Genomic DNA, 14834 nt, shown 5'->3' with positions numbered 1-14834 from the left:
CCCGAGGAGAAGATCCGTGGCAGCACCCGCCGGCAAGCGCAAGGACTCGGCCCGTCGGAAGCGCGAGGAGCTCGAGGCCGCGCGCCGCAGCCGCTCCGCCGTGCGGACGGAGCTCGGGGACGTGGACCCGGGTCCGAAGCCCCTCTCCCCCGTGTACAAGGCCGTGATGTTCGGCCTGCTGATCCTCGGCCTGCTCTGGATCATCGTCTACTACCTGACCCAGGGCCTCTTCCCGATCGTGCAGATCGGCGGCTGGAACATCCTCGTGGGCTTCGGCATCGCGCTCGTCGGGTTCCTGATGATGTCCCGCTGGAGCGAATGACACGCGTGTAGTTCTCCACAGTGGTGGACAACCCTGTGGATGAGGGATCCGCACGATCCGGCCCGGAGACGAGTTGTCCCCGGAGTTGTCCACAGGTGTGGACACCCCTGTGGGAAGAAGTGCACACCCGCCTGTGGAGAACTCCGGGGACGGCCGGGGACGACGGTCTAGCCGAGCAGGCCGGCCACCGTGACCCGGGCGGCGCCGAGCACCGTGAGCGCCACCAGCGCCGCCGCCACGACCACGAGGCCGGCCGCCTGGGCGCCCACGGACGGCACACGCGCCCGCCCGGGGCGCAGCCCGCCGGCCAGGGAGAACACGACGGCGACGACGGCGCCCGTCAGCAGCCCGCCCACGTGCACCTGCCAGGCCACCCCGGGCAGCAGGAACGAGAACACGAGGTTCAGGCCGATCAGCACGGCGATCGAGCGCACCTGCCCGCCCCGCACCCGGGTGAGCAGGAACAGGGCCGCGAACATGCCGTACACGGCGCCGGACGCCCCGACGACGGGCTGCAGCGGGTCCGAGACCCACAGCGCGAACACCGCACCGCCCACGGCGGAGAGCACGTAGAGGGCGAGGAACCGCCACCAGCCCAGCGCGGGCTCGAGCACACGCCCGATCACCCACAGCGCGAGCATGTTCAGCAGCAGGTGCGTGGGACCGGAGACGTCGTGCACGAGCGCGTAGGAGGCCATCCGCCACGGCTCCATGCCGTACGGGGACGTGTAGAGCCCGGCGTACCAGAGCGCCTCGGTCACGCCGGACGCCTGGTCCCGGGTCATCCACTGCGCCGCGTAGACCACCGCCGTGACCGCCAGCAGGATCCAGGTGACGGGCGAGGCGGCGAAGCCCGTCCGCCGTCGGACCGGGACCGACGCGGCGGCGCCGGCGGGGGCCACCGTCGGAGCAGGGCCGGCCACGACGCCGGACGCACAGTCCACGCAGACCGGTCCGGCCGCGGAGCCGGGACGCTGGCAGTCGAGGCACGCGGGGCGCCGGCAGACGGCGCAGCGCACATACGCGGCACGGCCCGGATGCCGCGGGCACACCGGGGGTGTGCCGTCCGCGGAGTCCGGGCCGTGCGGGTCAGAGGGGGTGGTGCTCACCGAGGGGCTGCTCAGGCCTCGTCGATGTCGATGGACTCGATGACGACGTCCTCGAGCGGGCGGTCACGGGGATCGGTGGCGACGGCGTTGAGCTCGTCCACGACCTTCTGGGAGGCCTCGTCCTTCACCTCGCCGAAGATGGTGTGCTTGCCGTTGAGCCAGCCGGTGGGCACGGAGGTGATGAAGAACTGCGAGCCGTTGGTGCCGGGGCCGGCGTTGGCCATGGCCAGCAGGTAGGGACGGTCGAACTGCAGCTCGGGGTGGATCTCGTCGCCGAACTGGTAGCCGGGGCCGCCGATGCCCATGCCGAGCGGGTCGCCGCCCTGGATCATGAAGTCCTTGATGATGCGGTGGAACACGGTGCCGGAGTACAGCGGGGCGCCGTTGTTCTTCTCACCGGTCTGCGGGTGGGTCCACTCCTGCTCGCCGGTGGCGAGACCCACGAAGTTCTTCACGGTCTTCGGGGCGTGGTTGCCGAACAGCTCGACGACGATGTCGCCGTGGTTCGTGTGGATGGTCGCGGTGTGCGTCTTGTTCGCCATGCGCCCCATTGTTCCATCCGCGGCGGCGGGCCGTCCGGATCCCGCCGTCCGGGGGCGGGTCTTCCGCGATCGGCGTACGCACTCCCGGCGTGCCGGGACCCGTGCCACGGCGGGGGTCGGCCACTAGGCTGGGCCTCGAGGACCACCGCGTTCAACGACCATCCAGAACTCACGGGAGGCATCACATGGCTCGCACGACCCTGCACGACGAGATCCAGCACGACGGCGGCGCGAACGCGTTCGTCGCACGCCAGGCGGAGAACCTGCGCCACTGGGCCGCCCCGAAGGTGGAGTCCACCCGCGCCTGGAGCGAGGTGGCCGCGGCCTACGGGCTGATCGGCGGCTCCGCCGCGGCCGAGGAGGGCCGCCGCAAGGCCCAGGACGCCAAGAAGGAGTACGGCCCCGTGGTCGAGCGCGGGGCGCGGAAGGCCGGCGAGGCCGTCGCGCACCAGTACGGGCTGCTGGCCCCCGCCGTCGCCAAGGGCGTGGACACCGTCCAGGACTTCCTCGAGCACCTGCAGGCCCAGGCGCAGGACGCCGGCCACGAGGTGCAGCAGCAGTTCGCCGCGGCGCGCAAGGACGCTGAGAAGGCCGCGAAGAAGGGCCGCCGTCGTGGGGGCCGCAAGGCCAAGCAGCTGCGCCGGGACGGCCGCCAGGCCGCCAAGGGCCTGCGCAAGGACGCGAAGAAGGCCGCCAAGGGCGCCCGTAAGGACGCGCAGCGGTCCGCCGCCCTGTTCAGCGACCGTGCCGGTCAGGCCAAGGACGCCGCCGCGGCGGGCGGCCTGACCCTCGCCGGTCTCCTCGCCACGGGTCTGTCCGCGCTGCAGGAGCAGGGCGGGAAGGTAGCCCCGCAGGTGCAGGCCCGCCTGGCCGACGCCGGCGACTACGCCCAGCGCCGCAAGGAGGAGGTCCTCCCCGTGGCCGCCGCCCGCCTGGCCGACGGCGCCGCGCACGCCCGCAAGACCGCCCACGACGTCGAGGTCCCGGACGCCCTGGAGCAGGCCCTGATCAAGCTCACCGGGGACAAGGCGATCGTGAAGCGCCTGCGCAAGGGTGCCGAGCAGTACGCCGGCGCGGCCGAGAAGGACCTGAACCGTGCCGCCGGTCGCCGGGCCTCCCGCTCGGGCGGCCGCTCCTGGATCGTCGCGGGCATGGCGGCCGCCGCCGCCGGCGCCGGCTTCGCCCTGTGGCGCCTGACCAAGCCGGTGCAGGATCCGTGGACCGCCCCGGTCCCGGGCCCGATCACCGCGAACATCCCGGTGGTGGAGGCCAACAACCCCTATGCCCAGCAGCAGAAGGTCGTGGCCGAGGCCGGCTCGGCCGCGGCGGGCCAGGGCGTGCGGGTGGACACCGCCACGCCGGACCCGGTGGCCGCCGCCAACGCGAAGGTGCTGGGCGTCCAGCCCGGGCAGCAGCGCTGACCCGCTCCCCCGCGCTCTGAGCGCGCAGCGGACGGCGACCGGCCCGCGCATCCTCGGCAGGACCGAGGGGCCGCGGGCCGGCGCGCGTCCGGGCGGGGGCCGGTGGGCCGCCGTCGAACGGGGCGCGGGCCTTGTCCACCGCCGGGAGCGCGCGGGAGGCTGGGAGCGCCCGGGATCCCGACGCCGGGCGGAGGAGTGATCTGCATGAGCACGACCCTGACCCTCTTCGGCCACTCGGCCGTCCGCCTCGAGAAGGCCGGCCGGCGCCTCGCGTTCGACCCCGGCGCGTTCAGCGACGCGGCGGTCCTGGACGGCGCGGACGCCGTCCTCGTGACGCACGGCCACCCGGACCACGTGGTCCCCGAGCAGCTGGCCCGGGCGTTGGCCGGCACGGAGACGCACGTGTGGGCGCCACGGGACCTCACGGGGCCGCTGGCGGAGGCGGGGCTCGACGCCGGACACGTGCACACGGCCGTGCCCGGGGAGACGTTCGAGGCCGCCGGCTTCCGGGTGGAGGTGCTCGGCGGGGAGCACGCGGTGATCCACGCCGAGGTGCCGCGCCCGGTGAACGTGTCCTATCTCGTGGACGGGGCCGTGCTGCACCCCGGCGACTCGTTCACGGTGCCGGACGCCGACGTCGAGGTGCTCCTGCTGCCCGCCGCGGCGCCGTGGCTGCGCATCGCGGACGTGGTGGACCAGATGCGGGCCATCGCGGCGACGCACACCCGCCCCATCCACGACGGCATCCTCAGCGAGGACGGCAAGGGCGTGGTGGATCGGGTGCTCTCGGGTCTCGCCGAGGGCGTGACCGACTACCGGCGCCTGGCCCCCGGGGAGCCCTGGACGTTCTGAGGCACGGGGAGGCGACGGCGGCCGCCCCGGGGCCGGTCACCAGCTGAGGGTGATCTCCAGCTCGGCGTCGCCGCCGTCCTCGACCTCGAGCTCCACCTCGAGGCCCACGCGGTCCGGGACGGTGACGACGACGTCGCGGCCGCCGTGCTCGACCCGCACCTCGTTCTGCCGGGAGAGCTGGTCGGCGAGGTCGCGCAGGCGTGCGGCGGCCTGCTCACGGCTGAGGGTCTGCTGCTGCTCGTGCTCGAAGAGGTCCTTGCCCATGGCACCGACGGTAGTCGCTGGGCGGGGTGCGCGCGACGGACGGGCCCCGGCGCGGCCGACACCGGGGCCCGTGCGGGTCAGCGGGACGCGGCCGGGTCGAGGGCGGGATCGTCGTCGCGGTGGATCTCGAAGCCGGGTGCCCGGTAGGTGGGCTCTCGGCGCTTGAGGGCGCGGATGACGAGCAGGGTCACCGGCACGATGAGGATCTCCACGAGCGTCTTGTACGCGAAGCCGGTCACCGTGTAGTTCGCCAGTTCCAGCAGCGAGATGGTGCCGGCGTAGGCGATGGTGCAGAAGATCAGGGTGTCGAAGAACTGGCCGACCACGGTGGAGAGGATGAGCCGGAACGCCACGTGCCGTTCCTTCATGCGCTCCTTGAGGCGGACCACGATGGACGCGTTGAGCAGGGAGCCCACGAGGAACGCGACGAAGCCGGCCACGGTGATCCGCAGCATGGGCGCGAGGGCCTGGTCCCACACCTCGAAGCCCTCGACGGGCGTGGTCCAGGAGACCGCCGTGTAGGTGAGGGCGGCGAGCACGAGCATCGCGAAGCCGAGGACGATGGCGCGGCGGGCCCGGCGCCAGCCGTACACCTCGGCGAGGATGTCGCCGACGATGTACGCGAACGGGAACAGGAAGGCGCCGCCGTCGAAGATGAGGGGGCCGCCGTCGTAGAAGAGGTCGGAGACGATCGGGACGGTGGGGCCGTAGAAGAGCTTGGCCGCGGTGACGCCGGAGAGGATGAGGAGGGCGATGAAGACGCCCACGAAGATGTCGTAGTAGCTCGCGGGCACCCGGGCGTAGGCCGGAGTGCCCTTCCCAGAGGCGGGTCGGTCGGGGGACGGGGTGTCGATGGTGGTGTTCACCGGACCATCCAACACCACGCACGACGACGGCGGGCACGGTGGGCGGGTCCGGCGGCGGGGGTTCGGGGCAGGCCATCCCCGTCCCTCCGTGGGCAGAAACGCCCTCTCTTCTGCCCACGGGGCCCGAAGTCCTGCGGTTTGTGCCCCAGGAGCCCCCGGGTCGCCGGTTTCTGCCCACGGTGCCGGCGCCGGCGGCCACCCTGGGCAGACGAAAGGGCCCGGGATTCTCACGACTCCCGGGCCCTTCTTCGGTGGAGGCAAGGGGACTCGAACCCCTAACCCCCTGCTTGCAAAGCAGGTGCGCTACCAATTGCGCCATGCCCCCGTGAGGACGGGTCAGTCCTCCGGTGCCGGCTCGACGCCGTCGGCGTCCTCCGGCAGGTCGTCCGTGGCCGTGGCCCAGACGTCCTTCCCCGCACTGTTCTCCCGCCAGAGACGCGCCCCATAGGCGGCTGCCGCGGCGCTGACCACGAGGGCCACGCGTGCCAGTCGACCCATGGGAAGACCTCCGGAGACGAACGGAGCCCCAGCGGACCGGGGCTCTGTGTGGTGGGAGTGGGCGTACCAAGACTTGAACTTGGGACCTCTTCGTTATCAGCGAAGCGCTCTAACCGCCTGAGCTATACGCCCTCACCGTCGCTCACGGCTGACGCCGTTCACAACAGGAGATGACTGTACAGGAACGCCGACGCCCCGCGCAAATCCGCGCGGGGCGTCGTCGAGGGTCTGCTCAGTCGTCCGTCAACGTGACGCCGAGGCCGCCCACGAGGCTCGCGCAGAGGTTGTAGAGCAGCGCGGCCACGGTGGCCAGGGCGGTCAGCAGGATGACGTTGACCACGGCCAGCACGGTGGCCAGCGAGGTCACGGTGCTCAGCGGGGCCAGGGACGCCACGGTGTAGCGCCCGGCCTCGGAGCCGAGCACGGTGCCGATCACGTCGTTGACCCTGTCGAAGATCCCGAGGACGTCGGACAGCGAGTACAGCGCCACCGCCGCCACCACCGTGAGGATGCCCAGCGCCACCGAGAGCAGGAACGCCAGCTTCAGCACGGACCACGGGTCCACCCGGGTCAGGACCAGGCGGGCGCGGCGCACCTTGGCCTTCGGGACGGCGCGGACCAGGTCCTCCTGCGAGGACCCGCTGGCCTTGCGCACCGGACGACCGGACCGCGGCTCGGCGGCCTTCCCGGTGCTCCGCCCCTGGCCGGGACGCGACGACGCGGACGTGCTCACTGCTCTCCTCCGTCTGCACCCTCACCGGCGTCCTGCGTCAGGGCGTCCTCCGGTGCGGCTACGGGGTCGGTCGGGTCGATGTCTGCGTCCAAGGGTACATCCGGCCCCGCCTCGGCCTCGGCGTCCGCCTTCGCCTCCATCTCCTGCTCATTGTTCAGGGTGACGGCGACGATCCGGTCCCGCTTGTCCGGCTTGGCGAAGATCACGCCCATCGTGTCGCGGCCCTTGGCCGGCACGCCGGCGACGGCGGAGCGCACCACCTTGCCCGAGGCCATCACCACGAGGACCTCCTGGTCCTCGCGCACCACGAGACCGCCGGCGAGCTCGCCGCGGTCGTCCACGAGCTTGGCGACCTTGATGCCGAGGCCGCCGCGGTTCTGCAGGCGGTACTCGTCCACGTGGGTGCGCTTGGCGAAGCCGCCGTCCGTGACGGTGAAGACGTAGCCGTCCTCCTCCACCACGTCCATCGTCAGCAGGGAGTCGTCGTCGCGGAACTTCATGCCAGTCACGCCCGAGGTCGCACGGCCCATGGGACGCAGCGCCTCGTCCGTGGCGGTGAACCGCAGGGACTGGCCCTTGCGCGAGATCAGGATGAGGTCGTCGTCGGGCGAGACCACGCGGGCCGAGACCAGCTCGTCCCCCTCACGCAGCTTGATGGCGATCAGGCCGGCGGTGCGGTTCGTGTCGTAGTCCAGCAGCGGCGTCTTCTTCACGAGGCCGCCGCGCGTGGCGAGCACGAGGTACGGGGCCCGGCCGTAGTCCACGAGCGGCTGGATCTGGGCGATCCGCTCGTCCGGCTGGAACGCGAGCAGGTTGGCCACGTGCTGGCCCTTCGCGTCGCGGCCGGCCTCGAGCAGCTCGTACGTCTTGATGCGGTACACGCGGCCGAAGTTCGTGAAGAACAGCAGCCAGTGGTGCGTGGACACGGTCAGGAAGTGCTCGACGACGTCGTCGCCGCGCAGCGTCGCCCCGCGCACGCCCTTGCCGCCGCGCGCCTGGGACCGGTACTGGTCGATCCGGGTGCGCTTGACATAGCCGCCGCGGGTGATGGAGACGACCATCTCCTCCTCGGGGATCAGGTCCTCGATGGACATGTCCCCGTCGAAGCCGGCCATGATCTCGGTGCGGCGGTCGTCGCCGTGCTTGGCCACGATCTCGGCGAGCTCCTCGGAGATCACCTCGCGCTGACGCTGCGGGGACTCCAGGATCCGGTTGTACTCGGCGATCTTCGCCATGAGGTCGTCGTACTCGTCCTGGATCTTCTGGGACTCCAGGGCGGCGAGCTGGCGCAGCTGCATCTGCAGGATGGCCTGGGCCTGGACGTCGTCGATGTCCAGGAGCTCCTTGAGGGCCTCGCGGGCCACGTCCGCCGAGGCCGAGCGGCGGATGGTCGCGATGACCTCGTCCAGCATGTCCAGGGCCTTGAGCAGGCCGCGCAGGATGTGCGCGCGCTCCTCGGCCTTGCGCTTGCGGAACGCGGTGCGGCGCACGATCACGTCGATCTGGTGCTTCACCCAGTGGTGCACGAAGCCGTCCAGGGACAGGGTGCGCGGCACGCCGTCCACGAGCGCGAGCATGTTGGCCGAGAAGTTCGACTGCAGCTCGGTGTGCTTGTAGAGGTTGTTCAGCACCACCTTGGCGACGGCGTCTCGCTTGAGCACGATCACCAGGCGCTGGCCGGTGCGGCCGGAGGTCTCGTCGCGCATGTCCGCGATGCCGTTGATCTTGCCGTCCCGCACCATCTCCGCGATCTTCGCGGCGAGGTTGTCGGGGTTGGTCATGTAGGGCAGCTCGGTGACCACGAGGCACGTGCGGCCCTGGATCTCCTCCACGTTGACCACGGCGCGCATGGTGATGGGGCCGCGGCCGGTCCGGTAGACCTCCTCGATGCCCTTGCGGCCCAGGATCTGGGCGCCCGTGGGGAAGTCGGGGCCGTGCACGCGGGCCAGGAGCGCCTCGAGCAGCTCCTCGCGGGTGGCCTCGGGGTGCTCGAGGTACCACTGCACGCCCGCGGCCACCTCGCGCATGTTGTGCGGCGGGATGTTCGTGGCCATGCCGACGGCGATGCCCGAGGAGCCGTTGACCAGCAGGTTCGGGTACCGGGCGGGCAGGACGACGGGCTCCTGCTGCTTGCCGTCGTAGTTGTCCTGCATGTCGACGGTGTCCTCGTCGATGTCCCGGACCATCTCCATGGCCAGCGGGGCCATCTTGGTCTCGGTGTAGCGCTGGGCGGCCGCGCCGTCGTTGCCCGGGGAGCCGAAGTTGCCCTGGCCGAGCGCCAGCGGGTAGCGCTGGACCCAGTCCTGGATGAGGCGCACGAGGGCGTCGTAGATCGCGGTGTCGCCGTGCGGGTGGTAGTTGCCCATCACGTCGCCCACCACGCGGGCGGACTTGTTGAACGCGCGGTCCGGGCGGTAGCCGCCGTCGTACATCGCGTAGAGCACGCGACGGTGCACGGGCTTGAGGCCGTCGCGCACGTCCGGCAGCGCGCGGCCGACGATCACGGCCATCGCGTAGTCCAGGTACGAGCGCTTCATCTCCGACTCGAGGTCGACGGGCTCGACCTTGTCGGCGGCGCCCTCGGGGAGCACGTAGTGCTCCACCTCGATGTCCAGGCCGGTCTGCGGGGTCGGGGCGCCCTCGACGGGCTCGTCCGGGGTCTGGGGGGTGGTCTCGTCGCTCACGCGGGTCCTCTCGTGCTCCCCGCGACGGCGGGGAGGGTGGTCGGCTCAGGCAGGTCTGCGGGTCCGGCTCAGACGTCCAGGAAGCGGATGTCCTTGGCGTTCTGCTGGATGAAGGTGCGGCGGGACTCCACGTCCTCGCCCATGAGCATGGAGAAGACGGCGTCCGCGGCGGCGGCGTCCTCCATGGTCACCTGCAGCAGGGTGCGGTGCTCCGGGTCCATGGTGGTGTCCCACAGCTCCTGGTAGTTCATCTCGCCCAGGCCCTTGTAGCGCTGCACCCCGTTGTCCTTGGGGTAGCGCCAGCCCTTGGCCAGGCCGGCCTCGACGGCGGCGTCGCGCTCCTCGTCCGAGAACACGTAGTCGTGCGGGGCGTTGGACCACTTGATGCGGTACAGCGGCGGCTGCGCGAGGAACACGTGGCCGGCCTCGATGAGCGGGCGCATGTACCGGAACAGGACGGTCAGCAGCAGCGTGGTGATGTGCTGGCCGTCCACGTCCGCATCCGCCATGAGCACGATCTTGTGGTACCGCAGCTTGGAGATGTCGAACTCCTCGCCGATGTTGGTGCCGAACGCCGTGATCATCGACTGGATCTCGGCGTTGCCGAGGGCCTTGTCCAGGCGGGCGCGCTCCACGTTCAGGATCTTGCCGCGCAGCGGCAGGATGGCCTGCGTCTCCGGGTTGCGGCCCTGCTTGGCCGAGCCGCCGGCGGAGTCGCCCTCCACGATGTACACCTCGCAGCGCTCGGGGTCCTTCGAGGAGCAGTCGGCCAGCTTGCCGGGCATGCCGAAGGACTCCAGCGGGGACTTGCGGCGCGCGTTGTCCCGGGCCTTGCGGGCGGCCAGGCGGGCGTGCGAGGCCATGATGGCCTTGCGGATGATCTCCTTGGCCGGGCCCGGATTGCGCTCGAACCAGTCGCCGAGGTGGTCCGTGACCGCCTTGGACACGAACCCGCGGGCCTCGGAGTTGCCGAGCTTGGTCTTGGTCTGGCCCTCGAACTGCGGCTCGGAGAGCTTCACGGAGATCACGGCGGTCAGGCCCTCGCGGATGTCCTCGCCCGTGAGGTTGTCCTCCTTGGGCTTGAGGATCTCCTTCTCCCGCGCGTAGCGGTTGACCAGGGAGGTCAGCGCGGCGCGGAAGCCCTCCTCGTGGGTGCCGCCCTCGTGGGTGTTGATCGTGTTCGCGTAGGTGTGCACGGACTCCGAGTAGGCGGAGGTCCACTGCATGGCCACCTCGACGGCCATGGAGCGGCCGTCCGAGACGTCCTCGGCCTCGAAGGCGATGACGTCGTCGTGGACGTACTCGACCTTCTTGGCGGAGTTGAGGTGCTGGACGTAGTCGAGCAGGCCGTTCTCGTACAGGTAGGTGACGGAGCGGCGCTGGGGCTCCTGCTCCGCCTCCTCCGCCAGGCCGTTCTCCGCGACGTCCTCACCGGCGGCGCCCTCGCCCGCGATCTCGTCGTCGACGACCTCGTTGGACTCCTGGACGCGCTCGTCCGTGAGGGTGATGCGCAGGCCCCTGTTGAGGAAGGCCATCTGCTGGAAGCGGGCACGCAGGGTCTCGTAGTCGAACTCGATCGAGTCGAAGATCTCCGGGTCCGGGTAGAACGTCTGCACGGTGCCCGTGGCGTCCGTGGCCTCCCCCTTCACCAGCTCGCCCTGGGGCACGCCGCCGTCCGCGAAGGACATGCGCCACACGTGCCCCTGACGGCGGACCTCGGTGTCCACGCGGCGGGAGAGCGCGTTGACCACGGAGATGCCCACGCCGTGCAGGCCGCCCGAGACGGCGTAGCCGCCGCCGCCGAACTTGCCGCCGGCGTGCAGGATCGTCATGACGACCTCGACGGTCGGCCTCCCCTCGGTGGGGTGCAGGTCCACGGGGATGCCGCGGCCGTCGTCCGCCACGCGCACGCCGCCGTCGGCCTGCAGCGTGACGTCGATGCCGGTGGCGTAGCCGGCCAGCGCCTCGTCCACGGAGTTGTCCACGACCTCGTACACGAGGTGATGCAGGCCCCGCGGGCCGGTGGAGCCGATGTACATGCCGGGGCGCTTGCGGACGGCCTCGAGACCCTCGAGCACGGTGATGGCGCTGGCGCCGTACTCACCGGGCACCTTCCGGTCCTTCACGGGGGTCTCGGGCTGCCCGACGGCGTCCGGCACGGCCTCCGGGTTCGGCGCGGCCGACGCGGCGGTCGGCTCCTCCGCGGGGTTCTCGGGCATGGCGTCAACCACGGGTGGCTCACTTCCTCGGACGTCGGCGGCTGGGTCGACCCGCGCGCAGGCGCGCGACGCCGCCCGGACATAACCGGCACGCGACACGCTCCCGCAGATCCACGGGGGTGGGGGACGGACGACAACCGGCCCCCTTTCACTGGTCCCAGTGTACCGCCTGACACCCCGAGGGCCCGCATCGACGGGGGTCCGCCACGGGAGAACACCCGCTCAGCGGCCAGGGACACGGCTCAGGACGTGCGCAGGAGACCGCCCATGCCTCCCGGGCCGTCCCCGACCCTGTGAGCGCGCCAGAGCGGCGCCCATGGCCTCGCCGCGTCCGGGACGCCGTCGTGCGCCGCGGGGGGCCGCCCCGGACTCAGCCGTAGGTGTCGCGCGGCCCGCGGCCGCCGCGCACGGTGCGCGGCCCCTTGCGCCAGCTCGGGGCCTGCGGCCCCGCCACCTCGATGCGGGTCACGACGCCGGGCCCGAGCGCCTCGTCGAAGCGCTGCAGGAGCACGGGGCTCATCAGGCGCAGCTGCGTGGCCCACGCGGTGGAGCTCGTCCGGACCCGCACCACGGAGTCCTCGAAGCTCTCCGGGCGGCAGTGCAGCGCGATCTCCGGCCCCACCAGCTCGGCCCAGCGGGTGAGCACGGAGCCGACCGCCACGGGGGTGGACCAGCCGCGGTCGCGGATGAGCCGGCCGAACACGGTGGACACCGTGGCCGGGTCCCGGTCCGCACCCCCGAACGGGCGCCGACGGTCCTGCCGCTCCCGGCCGGCCGACGGCGTGCCCGCCATGGCCCCGGCCAGGCCCGCGCCCGTCCCCCGCGCCCGCAGCGGCGCCTCGCCCCGCTCCCGGGCGGCCTCGCGGACCCGACGCAGCTGCACGAGCGCCAGGTCCGGCCGGTCCGGCTCGAACGGGGCGGGGGTCTCAGCCATCGGCGCCGCCCTCGCGCCGGGGCTCGCGGATGTCGCCCTCCACGGGGGCCGCGGCGGCCACGGCCTCGGAGCCCTCCGCGTCCTGGCGGATGAGCACGCGGTGGGCCGTGAGCTCCTCGGGGACGTCCTCGAGCGCGGCGGCCGTGACGATCACCTGCTCGGCCCGGTGCACGAGCGCGGCGAGGCGGCGGCGACGGGCGGCGTCGAGCTCCGCGAACACGTCGTCCAGGATCAGGACGGGGCGGGCGTCGGGGTCCGGGTCGTCGGCCACGAGCACGTCGTAGGCCGCCATGCGCAGGGCCAGCGCCAGCGACCACGTCTCCCCGTGGGAGGCGTAGCCGCGCGCGGGCGCCGGGCCCAGGAAGAGGGCGAGCTCGTCCCGGTGGGGGCCCACCAGGGTGAGCGCCCGCGCCCGCTCCTCCTCCCGCTGGGTCTCGAGCGTCCGGCGCATGTCCACGGCCAGGTCCGCCACGGCCGGGACCTCCGCGTGGGTGCCGCGGGCCAGCGGGACGGTGGACTCGTAGGCGTAGGCCGCCGCCTTGGAGCCGTTGGTCAGCGCCGCGTACATCTCCTGGAGGGGGCGGGCCAGCAGGCGCAGCACGTGCAGGCGGCCGTGGAGCAGGCGGGCGCCGGCGGCGCAGAGGTGCTCGTCCCAGACGGCGAGGGTCGCGTCCTCCTCGGGGCCCCAGCGGCGAGAGCCGCGGCCCGCCTTGAGCAGGGCGTTGCGCTGGCGCAGCACGCGTTCGTAGTCGGCGGCGGCCTCACCGAGCGCCGGACGCAGCTGCACCATGAGCTGGTCGAGGAGACGACGGCGGCCACCGGGCTCCCCCGTCACGAGGCCCAGGTCCTCCGGGGCGAAGACCACGGTGCGCAGGATCCCGAGGCCCTCCTTCGCCCGAACGGGGGCGCCGCGGTTGATGGCCACCCGGTTGGACCGGCCCGGCAGGATCTCCAGCTCGAGGGCGACGGCGCGCGATCCGCGGTGCACGCGCCCGGCGATCCGGGCCCGGTCCCGGCCGAAGCGCACGAGCTGCGCGTCCGAGCTGACCCGATGGGACTGCTGGGCGCCGAGGTAGCCGATCGCCTCCACGAGGTTGGTCTTGCCCACCCCGTTGGCCCCGAGCAGCACCGTGGACCCCGGCGTCAGCTCCAGGTCGGCCCAGCGGTAGGACCGGAAGTCCGCGACGGTGAGGTGGGAGAGGTACACGGGAGCGTCCGGCCCCCTGCGTCAGGCGATGCGCACCGGCATCACGAGGTAGCGGTAGTCGGAGACGACGCCGTCCTCCTGGTTCACGCCGGTGAGCAGGGCGGGCTTGGGCGCGGACGTGAACGCGAAGCGCACCTGCGGCTGGTCCACCACGGCCAGGCCCTCGGAGAGGTAGGACGGGTTGAACGCCACGGTGATGTCCTCGCCCTCGAGCGTGCACGGCACGGACTCGTTGGCGCTCGCGTCGTCGCCGGTGCCGGCGTCCAGGGTGACCTGGCCGTCCGTGAACACCATGCGCAGGGCGGTGTTGCGCTCGGCGACGAGGGCCACGCGGCGGGACGCCTCGACCAGGGCGGCGGTGTCCACCACGGCCTGGATGGGGCTGGACTCGGGGAAGAGCGAGCGGATCTTGGGGTACTCGCCGTCCACGAGCACGGAGGTGGTGCGGCGGCCGCCGGAGGCGAAGCCCACGAGGTCGGCGGTCTGGCCGAGCAGGATCTCCAGGTCGCCACCGGAGCCGAGGGACTTGGCGACCTCGGTGAGCGTGCGCGCCTTGATGAGCAGCGACGTCGAGAGGGACGGGTCCGCCGGGGTCCAGCGGATCTCCTTCATGGCCAGCCGGTAGCGGTCCGTGGCCAGGAAGGTCATGGTGTCGCCCTCGATCTCCACCTTCACGGCGGTGAGGATCGGCAGGGTGTCGTCCTTGGAGGCGGCGACGGTGACCTGGGCGACGGCGTGGGCGAACGCGGCGCCGTCCACGGTGCCCGCGGGGGCCGGCAGCTCGGGCAGGGCCGGGTAGTCGCCCACGGGCATCGTGGCCAGGGCGAAGCGGGAGGAGCGGCAGGTGACGAGCACCTTGCCGCCGTCGAGCTCCACCGTGACCTGGGCCTGCGGCAGGGAGCGGACGATGTCGTTCAGCAGGCGGCCGGAGACGAGCACCTGGCCCGCGGTCTCGACGTCGGCCTCGATCTCCAGGCGCGCGGAGGTCTCGTAGTCGAAGCTCGCGATGGACACGACGCCGGCCTCGGCCGTGATCAGCAGGCCCGAGAGCACCGGCACCGGCGGGCGCGGGGACAGGGAGCGTGCGGCCCAGGAGACGGCGTCGGTGAGGATGTCGCGTTCGACGGTGAACTTCACGAGCTGCACTGCCTCTCTGGGGGGTGATGACGGGGGTTGCGGGCCC

Annotated in this window: 14 protein-coding genes and 2 tRNA genes; 3 read left to right on the top strand and 13 right to left on the bottom strand. The window is 72.3% G+C overall.

Translation table 11 applies throughout. From position 1 onward, the window contains the following. The first annotated feature begins 16 nt into the window (after positions 1-16). The gene (locus QL983_RS06510; RefSeq protein WP_073117158.1) at positions 17-322 is read left to right on the top strand and encodes a cell division protein CrgA; all 306 of its coding nucleotides are present in this window, start codon (positions 17-19) and stop codon (positions 320-322) included. Between the two features lie 167 nt (positions 323-489). Here the strand turns inward: QL983_RS06510 and QL983_RS06505 are convergent, their stop codons facing one another. Then, the gene (locus QL983_RS06505; RefSeq protein WP_290151918.1) at positions 490-1245 is read right to left on the bottom strand and encodes a rhomboid family intramembrane serine protease; all 756 of its coding nucleotides are present in this window, start codon (positions 1243-1245) and stop codon (positions 490-492) included. 197 nt (positions 1246-1442) lie between these two features. Beyond that, positions 1443-1973 (bottom strand): peptidylprolyl isomerase, encoded by a 531-nt coding sequence (locus QL983_RS06500; protein ID WP_010079725.1) that lies wholly within the window; start codon positions 1971-1973, stop codon positions 1443-1445. Between the two features lie 185 nt (positions 1974-2158). Between QL983_RS06500 and QL983_RS06495 the strand changes: the two genes are divergently transcribed. Continuing rightward, the gene (locus QL983_RS06495) at positions 2159-3394 is read left to right on the top strand and encodes a hypothetical protein (RefSeq protein ID WP_129043336.1); all 1236 of its coding nucleotides are present in this window, start codon (positions 2159-2161) and stop codon (positions 3392-3394) included. 204 nt (positions 3395-3598) lie between these two features. After that, positions 3599-4246 (top strand): MBL fold metallo-hydrolase, encoded by a 648-nt coding sequence (locus QL983_RS06490; protein WP_020624435.1) that lies wholly within the window; start codon positions 3599-3601, stop codon positions 4244-4246. 36 nt (positions 4247-4282) lie between these two features. On the opposite strand, the gene QL983_RS06485 is transcribed toward QL983_RS06490, so the two are convergent. The 11 genes from QL983_RS06485 to dnaN form a co-directional block, all read right to left on the bottom strand. Further along, positions 4283-4510: an amphi-Trp domain-containing protein gene (locus QL983_RS06485; protein WP_020624434.1), complete on the bottom strand. Its 228-nt coding sequence runs from the start codon at positions 4508-4510 to the stop codon at positions 4283-4285. Between the two features lie 77 nt (positions 4511-4587). Continuing rightward, positions 4588-5376: a queuosine precursor transporter gene (locus QL983_RS06480; RefSeq protein ID WP_290151914.1), complete on the bottom strand. Its 789-nt coding sequence runs from the start codon at positions 5374-5376 to the stop codon at positions 4588-4590. Between the two features lie 252 nt (positions 5377-5628). Continuing rightward, positions 5629-5701, bottom strand: a tRNA-Ala gene (locus QL983_RS06475). Between the two features lie 11 nt (positions 5702-5712). Beyond that, positions 5713-5874, bottom strand: a complete 162-nt coding sequence (locus QL983_RS06470) for a hypothetical protein (protein ID WP_020624432.1) — start codon at positions 5872-5874, stop codon at positions 5713-5715. A gap of 58 nt (positions 5875-5932) precedes the next feature. After that, positions 5933-6006 (bottom strand) — tRNA-Ile (locus QL983_RS06465). 100 nt (positions 6007-6106) lie between these two features. After that, positions 6107-6607 carry a DUF3566 domain-containing protein gene (locus QL983_RS06460; RefSeq protein ID WP_010079768.1) on the bottom strand — a complete coding sequence of 167 codons (501 nt, stop codon included), beginning with the start codon at positions 6605-6607 and terminating at the stop codon, positions 6107-6109. Next, positions 6604-9291, bottom strand: coding sequence for a DNA gyrase subunit A (gene gyrA / locus QL983_RS06455; protein ID WP_036314434.1), 2688 nt, complete (start codon positions 9289-9291; stop codon positions 6604-6606). The genes QL983_RS06460 and gyrA overlap by 4 nt, the downstream gene beginning before the upstream one ends. A 68-nt stretch (positions 9292-9359) precedes the next feature. After that, on the bottom strand, positions 9360-11510 hold the full coding sequence (gene gyrB, locus QL983_RS06450; RefSeq protein ID WP_036314432.1) for a DNA topoisomerase (ATP-hydrolyzing) subunit B: 2151 nt from the start codon (positions 11508-11510) through the stop codon (positions 9360-9362). A gap of 370 nt (positions 11511-11880) precedes the next feature. Next, positions 11881-12444, bottom strand: a complete 564-nt coding sequence (locus QL983_RS06445) for a DciA family protein (protein WP_044659941.1) — start codon at positions 12442-12444, stop codon at positions 11881-11883. Further along, positions 12437-13651 carry a DNA replication/repair protein RecF gene (gene recF / locus QL983_RS06440; RefSeq protein ID WP_122054792.1) on the bottom strand — a complete coding sequence of 405 codons (1215 nt, stop codon included), beginning with the start codon at positions 13649-13651 and terminating at the stop codon, positions 12437-12439. Before recF ends, QL983_RS06445 begins: the two co-directional genes overlap by 8 nt. Before the next feature lie 21 nt (positions 13652-13672). Continuing rightward, a complete protein-coding gene (gene dnaN, locus QL983_RS06435) occupies positions 13673-14788 on the bottom strand; it encodes a DNA polymerase III subunit beta (RefSeq protein WP_002856446.1) in 1116 nt (371 codons plus the stop codon). Between the last annotated feature and the right edge of the window lie 46 nt (positions 14789-14834).

It is taken from the genome of Micrococcus sp. APC 4021, from assembly GCF_030407635.1.
GTDB lineage: Bacteria > Actinomycetota > Actinomycetes > Actinomycetales > Micrococcaceae > Micrococcus > Micrococcus luteus.
The sequence above is the reverse complement of the archived record's forward strand: the minus strand, read 5'-3'. Positions and strand labels throughout refer to the sequence as shown.